Source organism: Kluyvera chengduensis (genome assembly GCF_044197065.1).
Lineage (GTDB): Bacteria > Pseudomonadota > Gammaproteobacteria > Enterobacterales > Enterobacteriaceae > Kluyvera > Kluyvera ascorbata_C.
In genome coordinates this window covers 510,413-526,701 of sequence record NZ_JBIQOI010000001.1, presented here as the reverse complement: position 1 = coordinate 526,701, position 16,289 = coordinate 510,413, and the positions used below count along the sequence as shown (strand labels likewise).

The window sequence follows — 16,289 nt, the reverse complement described above, 5'->3', positions numbered from 1 at the left end:
TAACCCGGCCCCGCGCCGGGTTTTTCATTTAGTTCGTATTCCGATAACCCTGATGGCATATAACGATTATATTTTTTCGCTAACAGACGGTATGATCGCGCCCATTAGGGATGCTCGCATCTGAATTGATTGAAGGATTACTATGAAATATTTGGTCACCGGCGCCGCAGGGTTTATCGGTTTTCACGTCAGCCAGCGTCTGCTTGCTGCTGGTCATCACGTTGTCGGGCTCGATAACCTCAATGATTATTATGACGTTAGTCTGAAGCAGGCGCGTCTTGATTTGCTGCAATCGCCGAATTTCCATTTTGCGAAAATCGATCTCGCCGATAATACTGCCATGGCAGCGCTGTTTACCGAGGCACAGTTTGATCGCGTCATTCATCTGGCCGCTCAGGCTGGCGTTCGCTATTCTCTGGAAAATCCACATGCCTACGCGCAAGCCAATCTGATTGGTCATTTGAACATTCTGGAAGGCTGCCGCCACAACAAAGTACAACACCTGGTGTATGCCTCCTCAAGCTCGGTCTACGGCCTGAACAGTAAAATGCCGTTCTCCACGGACGACAGCGTGGATCACCCGGTGTCATTGTATGCCGCGACGAAGAAAGCTAACGAACTGATGGCGCATACCTACTCTCACCTATACGGCATGCCAACGACCGGGCTTCGCTTCTTTACCGTCTATGGCCCGTGGGGCCGCCCGGATATGGCGCTGTTCAAGTTCACCAAGGCGATGCTGGAAGGGAAAAGTATCGATGTCTACAACTACGGGAAAATGAAGCGCGACTTCACCTACATTGACGACATCGTAGAAGCCATTATCCGCCTACAGGATGTTATTCCTGAAGCCAATAGCGATTGGACCGTCGAGACCGGCTCTCCGGCAACCAGCTCGGCACCCTATCGGGTTTACAACATCGGCAACAGCGCACCGGTTGAATTAATGGACTACATTACGGCGCTGGAAGAAGCCTTGGGTATTGAAGCGAAGAAAAACATGATGCCGATGCAGGCCGGCGATGTGCTGGAAACCAGTGCGGAAACGCAGCCGTTGTACGATCTGGTGGGCTTTCGCCCGCAAACCACCGTGAAGGAAGGCGTAAAAAACTTCGTGGATTGGTACCGCGAGTTTTATAAAGCATAAAAAAAAGCCCTCATCAGAGGGCTCTATCTTTCGTAGCCCGGACAGGCAAGCGCCGCCGGTCACTGCACCGAGACTAACGTTTAATCATTACCAAACAGATCGCGCGTATAAACCTTCTCTTCCACGTCAGCTAACTCTTCCGCCATACGGTTAGAGATAATCACATCCGCTTCCTGCTTAAAAGCATCCAGGTCACGTACGACGCGAGAGTTGAAGAATTCATCCTCTTGCATCACCGGTTCATAAATAATGACCGGAATGCCCTTCGCCTTGATACGCTTCATGATCCCCTGGATCGAGGAAGCACGGAAGTTGTCAGATCCGGACTTCATAATCAGGCGATAGACGCCCACAACCTTCGGCTTGCGAGCCAGAATAGAGTCTGCGATAAAGTCTTTACGCGTACGGTTGGCATCAACGATAGCACCGATGATGTTGTTCGGTACCGATTCATAGTTCGCCAGCAACTGCTTGGTATCCTTCGGCAGACAGTAGCCACCATAGCCAAACGACGGGTTGTTATAGTGATTGCCGATACGCGGGTCCAGACAAACGCCTTCGATAATCTGACGAGAGTTCAGGCCCAGGCTCTCCGCATAGCTATCCAGTTCATTAAAGTAGGCGACACGCAGCGCCAGATAGGTATTGGCAAACAGCTTGATGGCTTCGGCTTCGGTCGAATCAGTAAAAAGCGTAGGGATGTCTTTCTTAATCGCCCCTTCCTGCAGCAGTGCCGCAAAACGCTCGGCACGCTCTGAACGCTCACCGATAACGATGCGGGACGGGTGCAGGTTGTCATACAGCGCACGGCCTTCACGCAGGAACTCCGGCGAGAAGAAGATGTTATCAATGCCAAGCTGCTCTTTGATAGAGTTCGTGAAGCCAACCGGAATAGTCGACTTGATAATCATCACCGCTTTTGGGTTGATTTCCGTGACGTCACGGATAACGGATTCGACGCTTGAGGTATTGAAGTAGTTAGTTTTCGGATCGTAGTCGGTCGGCGTGGCAATAATCACGAAATCCGCGTCGCGGTAAGCGTCGTGCTTATCAGTCGTCGCGCGGAAATTCAGCGATTTCGTCGCCAGATACTCTTCAATCTCTTTATCGACAATCGGCGATTTCTTCTGATTCAGCATATCCACTTTGGCTTGCACGATATCGAGCGCCACCACTTCATGGTGCTGAGCAATCAGAATGCCATTAGATAAACCGACGTAACCTGTTCCTGAAATAGTTATCTTCATTCGTTGTGTAACTTCTTCTGGTTAAACATGTAAGGGTGAACACGTCGCCGTTAGGTTGGCGTATCGGGTCAGCATGGAGTCAGTATATCGTGATTTACTGCAACGCTGCCTATCAGACCTGACTGAATCCCATTTTTTAGCAATAAAAAAGCCCGGAGGAGCGCTCCGGGCCTGCATTTAGCGGTGGGTTAATTCAGATTAATCCAGCCATTCGGTGTGGAACACACCTTCTTTGTCAGTACGTTTATAAGTATGCGCACCGAAGTAGTCACGCTGAGCCTGAATCAGGTTCGCTGGCAGTACCGCAGAACGGTAGCTGTCGTAGTACGCGACGGCTGCAGAGAAGGTTGGAACCGGGATACCGTTCTGAACCGCGTAGGCAACAACATCACGCAGTGCCTGCTGGTATTCGTCAGCGATATTTTTGAAGTACGGTGCCAGCAGCAGGTTGGCGATGCCTTTGTTTTCAGCATACGCGTCGGTAATTTTCTGCAGGAACTGCGCACGAATGATGCAGCCCGCGCGGAAGATCTTCGCGATTTCGCCGTAGTTCAGATCCCAGTTGTATTCGTCAGACGCGGCACGCAGCTGAGAGAAGCCCTGTGCATAGGAGACGATTTTGCCCAGGTACAGTGCACGACGCACTTTCTCAACGAACTCTGCTTTATCGCCAGCCAGTTTCGCCTGCGGGCCAGACAGCACTTTAGATGCCGCAACGCGCTGGTCTTTCAGGGAGGAGATGTAACGTGCGAACACGGATTCGGTGATCAGGGACAGCGGTTCGCCCAGATCCAGAGAGCTCTGGCTGGTCCATTTACCGGTACCTTTGTTCGCCGCTTCGTCCAGAATAACATCAACCAGGTATTTGCCTTCTTCATCTTTCTTGGTGAAGATATCTTTGGTGATGTCGATCAGGTAGCTGCTCAGCTCGCCTTCGTTCCACTCGGTGAAGGTCGTTGCCAGTTCTTCGTTGGACAGGTTCAGGCCGCCTTTCAGCAGGGAGTAAGCTTCAGCAATCAGCTGCATGTCGCCATACTCAATACCGTTGTGAACCATTTTCACGTAGTGGCCCGCACCGTCAGCGCCGATGTAAGTTACGCAAGGTTCGCCGTCTTCAGCAACTGCAGCAATCTTAGTCAGGATTGGCGCGACCAGCTCGTAAGCTTCTTTCTGACCGCCAGGCATGATGGATGGGCCCTTCAGCGCGCCCTCTTCGCCACCGGAAACACCGGTACCGATGAAGTTGAAGCCTTCAGCAGACAGTTCACGGTTACGACGAATGGTGTCCTGGAAGAAGGTATTACCGCCATCAATGATGATGTCGCCTTTATCAAGGTATGGCTTCAGGGAATCGATAGCAGCATCGGTGCCTGCGCCCGCCTTCACCATTAACAGGATACGACGTGGGGTTTCAAGAGACTCGACGAACTCCTTGACTGTATAGTGAGGAACCAGCTTCTTGCCTGGGTTCTCAGCGACAACTTCTTCGGTTTTTTCACGGGAGCGGTTGAAGATGGAGACGGTATAACCACGGCTTTCGATGTTGAGCGCTAGGTTGCGCCCCATCACTGCCATACCGACTACGCCGATCTGTTGCTTGGACATTACATACTCCTGTCAGGGGATGGTCACCGCGCGAGTGGTGCACGGTATTACTTTGTGTTTAGTGATACTAACCTAGAATGCAAGTTTAAATAAAGCATTCTAAAACTTGTGAGCACATACCGACACTTTATATTAGAATTAATCATTTACGCATAAGTTTATATAAAACTCTCAGCAAAAAAAAAGGGAGCAAACGCGGTATAAATCGTAAAAGAAAAACACAAAAAGCATGTAGTGGAGTATCAATTTTTAATTTAATTTTCATTTTTAATAGATAAGCTTCACTTTTCAAATACTCAGTACCTCTGCGCCTAGTAATCATGCTATCGCCGGCTCTGACCTTGAGCAATACATCTTTAATATTATAGAAACGGTACCCATTAGACATTAGCCTCAGCCACAAGTTATAATCTTCCATAAAAAAATGTTCTTGATAACCACCTACCTTTTGCACATGACTTTTTCTGAACATAACACTCATATGGTTCAGTGGATTTCTATGTTTGGAATACGCAACTATATTCTCGTGTGTTTCTCTTGAAAATCTAATTCCCAATGACGATGTCATCGTTTCATCAAATTCCTCAATAGCTGCACCAACAACAGATAAATCAGGATCTTTTTTCATTATATCAAGTTGCTTTTCAAAACGCTTAGGTAAACAAACATCATCGGTATCCATCCGAGCAATCAATTCATTAGTACAGTATTGCAGACCGAAATTGAGGGCATAACCGAGACCTTTGTTTTCACAAAGTTTAAACACTTTAATAGGCATTATGTCCATCCAAACATGGACAACATTATCAAGACCCTCAGAAATAACGCCATCATATACAATTACTACTTCATTAGCTTGAATTGTTTGATAGTAAATACTTTCAAGGCAAGAATTCAATGCAGATGTACTTTCTTTATTATATAAAGAAAGTAAAACAGTAAACCCTTCACCCTCTTCATGTGATATCACAAAAGCCTCTGCTCAATAACATTAATTATATTACCCGCACATTCAGAAGCTGAAAATAGTAATGAGTTCTCTTCTAAATGATCAATATCTATTTCTTTAATTTTATTTTTTAGAATAATATCCACAACTTCGTCAGCATCATAAACCAAGAACCCTGTAATATTATTTATAATGGCTTCCTTAACCCCAGAATCATTATAACCAACTGCAGGTACCCCACATGCTTGAGCTTCCATATAAACGAGTCCAAATGCCTCTTTATATTCTGATAGCAATAGAAATAAATCACCCGCATGATAATATTTCTTCAGTTCATTTCTTTTTATCTTTCCGGTTAAAATAATCTTACCTTCCAATTTTCTTTCAGCAATGAGCGATATTAATTCCCTACTATATCCCCCCTCCCCCACAATCATCCACTTTACTTTATCATTACCATTTGCAATAGTTTGAAAAGCATCCAGCATTTTCTTGAATCCTTTTTTCTTTTCAATTCTGGAAACGGTGACCAACAAAATATCATCTGCTTGTACAGAATATAATTCTCTAATAAATATTCTGTTTTCATTCTTGTTTTCTAAGTTAAAAAGTTCGGAATCAAAACCAAAATATGCCGATTTAACCTTTGAATTATCGAACATTACTTTATTACTAGCAAGAGTATTTTCAAATTTACTCTTCATAAATAAACCATGAGCTATGATTACGTTGCAATGGCTGACTGTCCGATGGAAATAATACTTCAGGTTAAGAACTTTCTTTCCCAAGCTTTTCTGAGTATAAACATACTCGGGTTCAGAACCATGTAAAAAACACAATGTTTTTGATAGGGATTCTTTATCAAATACCATTCCAGCTATGTAAATAGCTAATGAATCGTTACAAATAATGCAATCATAATTTTGGATATTTATATTTTTCTTGAAGTAATAAAAATACTCCAATGGCCATATTTTTTTGTGGATTGGCACCTCAAAAATCTTATTTAAACCATGAGCATATTTATTACATTCACTTTTCATTGTAACAAAATCAATAACCCATGTTGTTTTCCTTAGCAACTCCTTTATTAGCTGCTCGATGACAACACCTGCACCACCTCCTGATGGAGGATATTCATGACTAAATATTAATATTTTCATTTCTAACCTAGTATCATATGTTTAGATAAATGAATTAACGAGAGCCAATAATAGAGTTCTAATTTATTGTCTGTTTCTTCTTAACTTCGAAACACATCACTACTCTATGAACATATTCCACAGTTAAACTAATCCCTAGTAAAGCCCCAAGAGATAATAAGTTTGTAGTATTAAAAAATAATAAAATAATCATCATTATCACATACACTATCCCGGATATAATTAATGATGCTGCATACTTTCCTTTTTCATTTCTAGCCATTAAATAGCACAGACCAATAAAATATCCGTGTGATCTCACAAAAATCATTAATGCAAATATTGGGAATAATATTTTTATTTGCGAAAGATTCATTCTAAATATGAAATCCACGACCTCAACAATATAACCAGAAAAGAAAAATGAGAATAGCAATGGAACTAATGAAGTTAAAAATAATATCATATTTATCTTTTTAAATTTCACGTCATCAAAATTAACCAAAAAAGAAGGAAATAAAGCCGCAGAGATACTTGAAGTAACACTTGAAACAACACCAACGATTCTCATACAAAAATCATAATATACTACAGACGCAGGACCTAAAAAATAACCAATTAAAATCCCACCAGAGCGATCTTTTATCGTGGATACAATACCAGTAATAAATAAACTATATGCATCACGAAAAAGTTTATATACATATTTGAATTTTATATATTGTATTCCATCAACGATTACGCATCTCAATGCAGAAATAAGGACACTTAAAAAAGATGAGAAAACAATTATAGGAATGACCAAGTACCAATCAATTGGATTCTTAACGAAAATAAAAAACAAGCTTACACCAAGAATCCTTATAATACAGTAAGGAATTGTGAAATAAATTAATTGCTGTTTACCATGATATAACCAACGAAGCGTAATTACAGGTTCAAATATCGACACAACAAACAAAATATACCAGTAATTTAGCCCTGACAAGAGAACATAACATAAATATATCAAGCATAATGGTATGGCTAAATAACATCTTCCAAGAATGACCGTACTAACAATAACCTTAATTTTTGCATTGGCATTATGGTATTTAGCTGCCAACCTTACAGCTGACAGATCAGTACCAAACATAACAATCATTTGAATATGAAATATAACTAACTGCTGAAGAATAATCTCACCATAAGAATAGCTACCAATTGTAGTATTCAAGTAGGGATATGCAATTATTTGTACAAAAGTTGTTGATAATTGCAACGCAGTTAGATTAATAAAATTTTTCCAAACCTTAAGCATTATTTGTGTATCTCGATATCAAGTTCACATACTGCTCTTTTATTATACTATCTTTAAAATCAATAATTGAATTATTAATTGGACAATCTTTTATATCCATTTTTTTTAACTTAATTATAGCTTCCGCAAATACTTTGGTATTATACAAAGGTACCAAAATACCGTTAACACCATCGATTATAATTTCAGATGGACCGGTTGGACAATCATAACTAATACATGGTGTTTTGTTTGCAATTGACTCTAATAATACGTTTGGCAACCCCTCAAAATGAGAAGTTAAAGTCGTAACATCGGCCCATTTATAAAATCGGTTAATGTCATTCTGCAACCCACAAAAAACAATTTCATTCTCTAGGTTATTAATGTCTATCAAAGTCTTAATTTTTTGAAATTCAGCACCTTGACCGACAATTTTCCATGTAAAATCAATGCCTTGTTGTTTTAATATTAAGGCTATAGCTATTATGTCCTCTAGATTTTTTTGGTGTTCTAATCTACCAACAAACAATAATTTTATTTTCTCATCAGAAGATTCTTTCTCAAATACATCATTGTCCGCCGGACTGCTTATCGGATTATATATCCGAGTAAGGCTCGACTCATTAATTTTATATTTCTCTTTAAGGATCTTTTTCATTTGCTCTGACTGGCATATTATTTGATCACATTTCTTCAATAAATAAAACATGGTTATTTTTTTGAGTTCAGATAAAATACCACTCCTTAATTCGCTATCTGGATTATTAATAAACCTACATATAATTGGTGATTTTAATATTCCCAGCATTTTTAACATGACCATGTAACACGCTAAGTCTAACGAAAAGCATAGTACTGGCGCTGTACTCCCTTTGAAGAAGGTATAGAGGCTTGTTAGTTTCTTGATTTTCCCAATATGAATAGAATCATTTAATACTATTTTGTTATTTAATTTTTCGTTATAGAAGTCGTCATTTGAAATAGTAACGAGCGAAACATCAAAGCAATGATTATTTATTTCATTATTTAATTTAAGAGCTATTCTTTCAGCTCCGCCTTGAGTTAAACTATTTATTAGAAAAAATACTTTAATTCCCATTCATTTATCTCTTTACAAATATTGGTGATAATGTTCTGTATATACACATCCAGATAGCGCAAGATAGAAAAGCATCACTGAAAGGAAAACCTCTTAAGTAACCTATGAATGCAATTAATAATACTAAAAAGTAATAACCCTGTCGCCACTGCATATTTGAAAATGATAGTCTAATAAAAAAACTCAATTCAAATCGTTTTTCTCTACATCGCTCAAATAAATTTGCGACAGGGAATAGTAACGCTATATAAAATAATCTCCATAGCCAACCATCATTACCCATTGTAATAAACACCGGCCCAAAATACCTTAACATCACTAAAAAGAAATGCAATATTAAATTTAAACGACTTCTTATTTTATTGTATGCAAAGAAAACAGGGATGATCAACCATGCAATAGCTACATTTAATAAACTTACGGAGAAGTAATGCGTCAATAAATAGCAAAAAAACAATGACAAAAACAGACGAGACGCATATATGCGTCTTTTATTTAAATAGTAATATTTCAAATGAATGGAGGAAAGTCTTAATGTTGGTTTTTCCTCTATTTTGATAGTTTCAGTATCATTATATATGTATCCTATCTCATATAGATTATAAATTATAGCCAATGAAATAAAAAAAACCATAATCTCAGATGCAGATAAATTAGGCGCAAATAAGAAACAAAAAATAAATAGTAGCATGGGATAGATCGCTATCCACGATAGTAAAGAAACACCACTATTTAATCGGGTTTTATATGTATATAAAAACGGTAAAAAAAATAAAAACATCATTCAATCCTTTTGATTATATTAATTGAACGTTCCTCCCAATATTTTATATCTTTGTCATGTCTTACAACCGCATATGCTTTTTTACACTTTTGCATTAGACCATAATCACCGAGATTATCACTAATCATTATCAATTCAGCAGTGGGAGAATCAAATTCATCAAGTAATATTTCTTTTTTATCTAGCAAGTCTTTTTCTAAAAATCCAAGACAAATATCATTTTCAAATGCCAACACAGATGCATACCAACCATTAAATTTGCATCGTTCCATTAAACATGACGCAATTACATCTAACGTTGCAGAAACAAAATAAAGACAATAACCTTCATTCCTATATTTATTGATATAGTCAAGAATATGTAAATCTAAAGGTAACGTTTTAACATATAACTCACATTGCATTTCTATTTCTGACCGAGTCATTCCTGATAACCGTGCCAAACTCCATTTCCGAAGTTTATCGCTCCTAAATAACTTCCATAGGAGTCGACCCATTATCATTTTAGAGCGCCCCAAGGATTTCCCGAGAAAAGATATATAATCGAGAGTTGTGTTCTTATCGGTTATAGTTCCGCAAATATCGACTAACAGTATTTTTTTCATTTTCACTATTTTTTGCACGCTACCGCCCCTAGCTCAACAGTTACTAGAAAACTGAATTACTAACATATACACAGATTGAACAACAAGAATCTACTTTATAGTTGCTAAGGGATATATCCTCTAATATCAGAACATCACAAGGAAACGACAGAAACGTAAAAAATAGCGTTTGCTGCCGTTTTAGTACTCCACATGATTTTCGAGGTGTGACATTAATTAGTAAATAGTTTCTCAATCCCTTTCCGGAACTTAGCCCCTTCCTTCAAGTTCCTAAGCCCATACTGCACAAACGCCTGCATATACCCAAGCTTCTTCCCACAGTCATAGCTATCACCAGTCATCAGCATCGCATCAACAGACTGTTTTTTCGCCAGTTCAGCAATCGCATCAGTAAGCTGAATTCGACCCCAAGCACCAGGCACGGTTTTTTCCAGCTCTGGCCAGATATCCGCGGACAGCACGTAGCGCCCTACTGCCATCAGATCGGATTCCAGCGTCTGCGGCTGATCCGGTTTCTCAATAAAATCAACGATGCGGCTGACCTTACCTTCACTATCCAGGGGATCTTTAGTTTTGATAACCGAATACTCGGACAAGTCGCCCGGCATACGTTTAGCCAGTACCTGGCTGCGACCCGTTTCGTTAAAACGCGCCACCATCGCGGCAAGGTTGTAGCGCAATGGATCAGCAGATGCGGTATCGAGAATGATATCAGGCAGCACAACAACAAACGGGCTGTTGCCTACAATCGGGTGCGCACACAGAATAGAGTGGCCAAGACCCAATGGTTGTGCCTGACGCACGTTCATGATCGTCACGCCCGGTGGGCAGATTGACTGAACCTCGGCAAGCAGTTGGCGTTTAACGCGTTGTTCCAGCAGTGCTTCAAGTTCGTAGGACGTGTCGAAGTGGTTTTCCACGGCATTTTTCGATGCGTGAGTGACCAGGACGATTTCTTTGATCCCTGCAGCAACGATTTCATCGACGATGTACTGAATCATCGGTTTATCGACAATCGGCAGCATTTCTTTAGGAATCGCTTTTGTTGCTGGCAACATATGCATGCCTAAGCCTGCTACCGGAATGACTGCTTTCAAATTAACCATGGTATTGTCCACTTTTAATCAGTTGAAAAAGTATAGTCCCTAAGACCGTTATCGTCAGAGCGAGTTCCTGAATCCGTTTGAACTCAAAAAGATACTGAAAACGTATCGCTCTACTACAACCTATCAACCAACAATTTTGACTCAGATGAATCGGAAAGCCTGTCAGGCTGTGCAACGCGAGGCAGCATTTCCGAATTTTCGCAGTGAAGAATCACTCCGTAATAAAGGTAATATCGTCCTTTTTATCATGGACGAATTCATACTTCAGCGTACGATCTAACCCTTCGGACAAGCTGTACGGCGCAGTAAAGCCTGAGCTATGTACTTTCGTCGCGTCAAACTGCGTTGTTGCACAGAATTTCTTCACACGAACGGAGCTTATCGCATACTTTTTGCCGGTGACTTTACTCAGCAAATCGAAGCAGAAACCGCCCAACATGCCAGCTGCGTAGGGAAGATGTACGGAAGGGATTTTCTTATCCAGGCTTTTTTCAACTTCAGCCACCAGCTGATTCATATTCAAATCTGGTTTGTCGACGTAGTTGTACACTTCGTAGCCTTTTTCAACGTTCAACAGTTTGTACTTGATGAACTCGACAATATTGCCAACGTAAGCCATGGATTTGTAGTTGGTGCCAGAACCGACCATGGCGAATTTCCCGCCAGCGATCTGCTTGAGCAAATTGTAGACGTTACCACGGTTGCGCTCGCCGAAAATAACGGTAGGACGAACAATGGTCAAAGAACGCGCATCCGGTTCCTCGTTGTACCACTCGCGCAGAACTTCTTCAGCCTGCCACTTGCTTTTGCCGTAGTGGTTGAACGGATCTTCGGGATGGCTTTCATCAGGATTAACCTTGTTCAGGCCATATACCGCAACTGAACTGGCAAAGATAATGTTTTTTACGCCATTTTTGGTCATTGCCGCCAGCACGTTACGTGTTCCCTGAACGTTAACGTCGTAGTACAGTGACGTAGGGCTCACGTCATCACGATGTTCGGCGGCGAGCAGGACTACGGTATCGAAACCAGCCAGTTCAGCTTCCATGCTATTCAGATCGCGAACGTCGCCCAGGACAGTGAGTTCAGGGAAGAAATGACTCTGCTGCTTGTCCACGTTTTTGAGGTGAAAATCACCTTTCACCAGTTCAATCAGGCGGGTGCCTACAAAACCAGACGCCCCTACAAAGCAAACTTTATCATTCATCATCATTTACAAGTATCGTGCCGCGATCATTAGAAGACAGGTCATTCCCAAAGCATTCAGGCTCGCCGACCTAGCATCATTATTTATCAATCGGGCAATTATAATCTTTTGATAAATGAGATCCAGTATAGAAGTGTCAGACAAACCTGAGGCCTACCTATTATTGCCGACGCGGAACATGAAAGTTGACTTTTTCAACATTTACAACCTGTTGGTCGATGTCATCAATATCGACAGAGGGTAGTCCCTTCTCATTAATCGCGTTAACGTTAGCGATAGAGAATAGCGTGTCATCTCGCGCCATAAACTTACCACGAACATCCTTGCGCAGATCGAAATTGATCTGCAGCGCTGCGCCACGAGATGAATCCTGCATCACATTGATATTACGTAAGAAAAAGTGTTGTGGTTTGTTGTGAATCTCCAGTGAAGCACGCTTCATCGTCAGGTTGGTGATGGACACAAACGACGGCTTATTCCCCGCTGAAATTTGCACTCCCCGAACGCTATATGGCAGTTGAGTATTATCTAACCGTATATTATTCAACCGGAAATTTTGCGGTATAGACAAATAGTTACCTTTGATAACACCATAGCCAATCAGCATTCCCGCGCTATTAACCATATCAACACCATCTATCACGAAATTATCACATCCGTAGATCGCCACGGTGGCGTTGTCTATTCCCGCCTTCTTACTAAACTCCGGTGTAATATTCCTCGCCTTAACATTTCGAATAATGAAATGCTTCCCATTCTCAACATGGACCAATTGACGGCAGTTGCTTCCCGTAATATTCGCCACGACGAAGTTCTTCACCGCCTGGTCTTCCGGGTAGCCGTTATTATAGGTGCTACCCGCCAGCCCAATACCAATCCCCCAGTTCACTTTGCCGTTGGTACAATCGATGTGGTCGATGACGTGGTCGGAAATGAGGATATTGTTGTCGTTAATCGCCACGTTCCACTCAATGGCGTCGCCTTGTAAATAGCTGAAATGACAGTGGGTGATGCTGACATCCTGCCACTGATTATGGTAGCCCTGTCGCAGGATGCCGTAGTTGGCTTTGGTGATGGTGAGGCGGGTGATGGTCAGGTTCTTCATCTGGCGTTTGTCTTTGCCACCGATAAAGATCTGCGCCACTGGGCCATAGCCGCTCAGGGTCAGCCCCTCGATCGTACTGTCGCCCCCGCGAACATCGAGCGTGATGTTATAGAGACTGGCCTCACCGCTGCCGCTAACCTTACACCCTTCTTGCAAAATAAATCGCCCGCGCCCGTTACCCTTCAAGGCGCCAGCAACCGCCAGCGTTTTACCGGGCGGCAGCGTGATGGCTGCGTTGATGTTGTCACAAACCACACCAGCAGGAACGGAGACCGTATCACCATGACTGAAAGCCTCGTTGAAGGCGCGGATCCAATCGCCATCACGGTAGTAGTCGCGAATATCCACGGTTGCGGACTGCCCCGCAGCGCGAGCGTAAACGGCAGGCAGTAATGGAAGAGCGGCAAGCGTCGCGCCTGCCGTTAGAAAGTGTCGTCGAGTCAAAGTACGCATGGCACCTCCTCAGCAAAGCGTGTGCAGCAACTGGGCAAGCTGTCGATTGATCACCTGCTGGTTAAAATCAGTTTCTACTTTAGCGCGAGCGCGCTGGAGCACGGGCTGAAGGCTCCGCTCATCCATCCGCCCGACGAGTTTGAGTTTCTCGGCAAGCGCCTGCGCATCATTTTCGGCCACCAGCCAGCCAGAATCACCAGATGCAATCAGCTCAGGGATCCCGCTGTGTACGGTAGAGAGTACCGGAATGCCTACCGCCATCGCCTCCATCAACGCCACCGGAATCCCCTCCATGTCACCATCGGCACCGGTGATGGACGGCAGCAAGAACACGTCAGCCTCATCGAGCATCGCTTTCACCTCATGGCTGGGTTTAAACCCCGGCATCTCCACGCGGTCTTCCAGTTGATACTGCTCGATAAGGGTACGTAAACGGCGCTCCCATGGGCCAATACCGAGAATGCGATAGCGAAAATTAACGCCCTGCGCTTTGAGCTGGCGGCAGGCTTCAATCGCCACGTGCAGCCCCTTTTTCTCAGTCAGCCGGGCGACGGAGATAATCTGTAGACAGTCGTCCGGCGCTTTCAACGGCCGCAGCGAGAATCGGTCCATATTCACGCCCATGCGGGAAACGGTAATTTTATCCGCCGGGCAACCCATCGCCTGAAGGCGTTCCGCCCACAACTGGCTAATGGGCAGCATCATGTCGCCGCGACGGAACAGCTGCTGATACTCATCGGTATAGTGGTTCAGCACTTCCCGGCTGGAGATATCAATGCCATGGAATACGGTAGCAATCTTGCCAGAAATAACGCCCAGCTCGCGCAGCTTCGCCGCCGTCACGCCGGCAGGGCCAAAGTGCGCGATAAAGATATCGGCGGTGATGGGCAGCGGCGTGCGGCTACAAATCGAGGAGAGGATCAGATTACGCGCTTCCTGCCCATATCGCCGGGTATTCAACGCCCGCCAGACGGCGGGACGATGCAGGCCGCGCAGCGTGCTGAAGGCACGATAGCGCAGCTTTTCCAGCGTGCTGGCGGGTTCATCCTGTAACCAGCGGACCTTCTCCGCCAGCCGATACTGGGTGTAGGCGGCATGGGTGTTAGTGAGGTCGCCCTTTTGCAGCGCGACAATCTCCACCTCATGGCCCATCTCAATAAACGCCACAATCTGGTTCAGGACAAAGGTCTCTGACGATAACGGGAATTTCAGCAGAAAGAAGCTGACTTTCATCGGCCCTCCCGGATACGGCTAAGCACCGATTCGATCATGGTGAAGCCTTTCTGGCGTTCCCCTTCCACTGCGGCAGCAACGCGCTCGCCCAGCGCCGGAAGCTGATTGAGGATATCGCCCACGACGCCCTGCATCGAACCATCCAGCAGGTGGCGAATATCGATAGCCATCTCCGGCATCCCCAATTGCTGCATGATGCCTGCGGACTTGTGCTCGTAGTTAATGGCAATCGCCGGGGTGCCGAAATTCATGGAAATGATAGCCGAGTGCAGACGCGTGCCAATGGTCAGCTCGCAGGAGGCAAGAATCTTGCCAATCTCCACGTCGTTCAGTTCATCCATGGCGATATGGAAATGCTCGCGGTTTTCCACGAACTGCGCCATACGCAACGCGACCATGCGGTCATCGCGGTTGTAACGGTCGATACTGGTACAGGTTGAGAGCGCCAGCACCTGATAACCGTCGGCAATCATGCGGTTCACCACCTCGGCAAAGGCTTTTTCGTAGGCCTGCTGGGTAGTGCCAAGACGTTTATCGAACGGCTCCAGCTCGCGCAATGTAATGGCGACGGTTTTGCGCTGCGCGGTCAGGTTCAGCCAGTGCTGCACCGCGTAGCTCGGTTCAAAGCTGTCATTACGATGCTCAACCAACCAGGCGGTATCCACCCCCTGCTCCACTTTCGAGGTATCAATCTCCGCTTTCGCCATCAGCTCGCGGCTCACCGTCTCACGGAGGATCAGCGCATTGGTGCGTCCAAAGGTGTAATTCGCTAACTGATTAAAGTCTGGATTCTGGAACGGCCCCACGCTGTGGCCAATCATGTAAATCGGCTTATTGGCCATAAAGGCGCACAGCGGGTATTCAAAGTGGGTCAAGCCGTAGAGATCGACGTAGTTTGAGCCGCCAACCTGAATAATTGCATCGTAATTACCGAGGAAGCGCACAAACTCATGGAACTCCGGTGCAATCTCAAAGTTACGCAGTTTGCCCTCGCCGGTCACCTTCGCCAGCAGGATCTTGTGCTGGAAGCGACGGCGCAGCACTTTCTTCACGCGTCCGCTCATGCCCGCAGCCGCTGCCTGCTTCTGGCTCAGTTGATACAGCGGATCGGCAATAATCTCACGCCCCTGCAACCAGGAAGAACTGACAGGGAAACGGCTCATCACGTCCATTTCAACGTCCGGCTGTTGACGGACGATGGCATCGAGCAGGCCGCGCATAATGGCGCTATCGCCGCGGTTGCCGCAGGTGTGGTTTCCCAAAATTAATAATTTCATCATGGCCTCATCAAAGGGGTTTCAAGCAAATCATTCAAAAATGCGTCA

At 44.1% G+C, this 16,289-nt stretch carries 13 protein-coding genes; 1 reads left to right on the top strand and 12 read right to left on the bottom strand.

Translation table 11 applies throughout. The annotated features are described in order from the left end of the window. The first annotated feature begins 142 nt into the window (after nt 1-142). Entirely contained in the window at nt 143-1,147 is a 1,005-nt protein-coding gene (locus ACH1XZ_RS02345) for an NAD-dependent epimerase (RefSeq protein WP_395594186.1), read from the top strand. 80 nt (nt 1,148-1,227) lie between these two features. Here the strand turns inward: ACH1XZ_RS02345 and ugd are convergent, their stop codons facing one another. From ugd to wcaK, 12 genes are all read right to left on the bottom strand, one after another. Continuing rightward, entirely contained in the window at nt 1,228-2,394 is a 1,167-nt protein-coding gene (gene ugd / locus ACH1XZ_RS02340; RefSeq protein ID WP_395594185.1) for a UDP-glucose 6-dehydrogenase, read from the bottom strand. Nucleotides 2,395-2,592: 198 nt separating this feature from the next. Then, the gene (gene gndA, locus ACH1XZ_RS02335; RefSeq protein ID WP_035897610.1) at nt 2,593-3,999 is read right to left on the bottom strand and encodes an NADP-dependent phosphogluconate dehydrogenase; all 1,407 of its coding nucleotides are present in this window, start codon (nt 3,997-3,999) and stop codon (nt 2,593-2,595) included. A 142-nt stretch (nt 4,000-4,141) separates the two neighbouring features. Further along, nucleotides 4,142-4,969 carry a glycosyltransferase gene (locus ACH1XZ_RS02330; RefSeq protein WP_395594184.1) on the bottom strand — a complete coding sequence of 276 codons (828 nt, stop codon included), beginning with the start codon at nt 4,967-4,969 and terminating at the stop codon, nt 4,142-4,144. Further along, a complete protein-coding gene (locus ACH1XZ_RS02325) occupies nt 4,966-6,111 on the bottom strand; it encodes a glycosyltransferase family 4 protein (RefSeq protein WP_395594183.1) in 1,146 nt (381 codons plus the stop codon). The genes ACH1XZ_RS02330 and ACH1XZ_RS02325 overlap by 4 nt, the downstream gene beginning before the upstream one ends. Nucleotides 6,112-6,169: 58 nt before the next feature. Continuing rightward, a complete protein-coding gene (locus tag ACH1XZ_RS02320; RefSeq protein ID WP_395594182.1) occupies nt 6,170-7,390 on the bottom strand; it encodes an oligosaccharide flippase family protein in 1,221 nt (406 codons plus the stop codon). Continuing rightward, nucleotides 7,383-8,471, bottom strand: a complete 1,089-nt coding sequence (locus ACH1XZ_RS02315; protein WP_395594181.1) for a glycosyltransferase — start codon at nt 8,469-8,471, stop codon at nt 7,383-7,385. Before ACH1XZ_RS02315 ends, ACH1XZ_RS02320 begins: the two co-directional genes overlap by 8 nt. A gap of 780 nt (nt 8,472-9,251) precedes the next feature. Further along, nucleotides 9,252-9,878 carry an HAD family hydrolase gene (locus ACH1XZ_RS02310; protein ID WP_395594180.1) on the bottom strand — a complete coding sequence of 209 codons (627 nt, stop codon included), beginning with the start codon at nt 9,876-9,878 and terminating at the stop codon, nt 9,252-9,254. Between the two features lie 194 nt (nt 9,879-10,072). Further along, nucleotides 10,073-10,966, bottom strand: coding sequence for a UTP--glucose-1-phosphate uridylyltransferase GalF (gene galF / locus ACH1XZ_RS02305; protein ID WP_395594179.1), 894 nt, complete (start codon nt 10,964-10,966; stop codon nt 10,073-10,075). 211 nt (nt 10,967-11,177) lie between these two features. After that, nucleotides 11,178-12,173, bottom strand: a complete 996-nt coding sequence (locus ACH1XZ_RS02300; RefSeq protein WP_395594681.1) for an NAD-dependent epimerase/dehydratase family protein — start codon at nt 12,171-12,173, stop codon at nt 11,178-11,180. Between the two features lie 160 nt (nt 12,174-12,333). Further along, complete coding sequence (gene wcaM / locus ACH1XZ_RS02295; RefSeq protein WP_395594178.1) at nt 12,334-13,731, bottom strand: colanic acid biosynthesis protein WcaM; 1,398 nt, start codon at nt 13,729-13,731, stop codon at nt 12,334-12,336. A gap of 9 nt (nt 13,732-13,740) precedes the next feature. Beyond that, entirely contained in the window at nt 13,741-14,964 is a 1,224-nt protein-coding gene (gene wcaL / locus ACH1XZ_RS02290; protein WP_395594177.1) for a colanic acid biosynthesis glycosyltransferase WcaL, read from the bottom strand. Continuing rightward, nucleotides 14,961-16,241, bottom strand: coding sequence for a colanic acid biosynthesis pyruvyl transferase WcaK (gene wcaK / locus ACH1XZ_RS02285; RefSeq protein ID WP_395594176.1), 1,281 nt, complete (start codon nt 16,239-16,241; stop codon nt 14,961-14,963). The genes wcaL and wcaK overlap by 4 nt, the downstream gene beginning before the upstream one ends. Nucleotides 16,242-16,289: the final 48 nt, after the last annotated feature.

Bases quoted from the DNA above. Each gene is read 5' to 3' on its own strand.
- ACH1XZ_RS02325 (WP_395594183.1), bottom strand. From the start codon at position 6,111: ATGAAAATATTAATATTTAGTCATGAATATCCTCCATCAGGAGGTGGT.
- wcaM (WP_395594178.1), bottom strand. From the start codon at position 13,731: ATGCGTACTTTGACTCGACGACACTTTCTAACGGCAGGCGCGACGCTT.
- ACH1XZ_RS02300 (WP_395594681.1), bottom strand. From the start codon at position 12,173: ATGAATGATAAAGTTTGCTTTGTAGGGGCGTCTGGTTTTGTAGGCACC.
- ACH1XZ_RS02315 (WP_395594181.1), bottom strand. From the start codon at position 8,471: ATGGGAATTAAAGTATTTTTTCTAATAAATAGTTTAACTCAAGGCGGA.
- wcaL (WP_395594177.1), bottom strand. From the start codon at position 14,964: ATGAAAGTCAGCTTCTTTCTGCTGAAATTCCCGTTATCGTCAGAGACC.
- wcaK (WP_395594176.1), bottom strand. From the start codon at position 16,241: ATGAAATTATTAATTTTGGGAAACCACACCTGCGGCAACCGCGGCGAT.
- ACH1XZ_RS02320 (WP_395594182.1), bottom strand. From the start codon at position 7,390: ATGCTTAAGGTTTGGAAAAATTTTATTAATCTAACTGCGTTGCAATTA.
- gndA (WP_035897610.1), bottom strand. From the start codon at position 3,999: ATGTCCAAGCAACAGATCGGCGTAGTCGGTATGGCAGTGATGGGGCGC.
- ACH1XZ_RS02345 (WP_395594186.1), top strand. From the start codon at position 143: ATGAAATATTTGGTCACCGGCGCCGCAGGGTTTATCGGTTTTCACGTC.
- galF (WP_395594179.1), bottom strand. From the start codon at position 10,966: ATGGTTAATTTGAAAGCAGTCATTCCGGTAGCAGGCTTAGGCATGCAT.
- ugd (WP_395594185.1), bottom strand. From the start codon at position 2,394: ATGAAGATAACTATTTCAGGAACAGGTTACGTCGGTTTATCTAATGGC.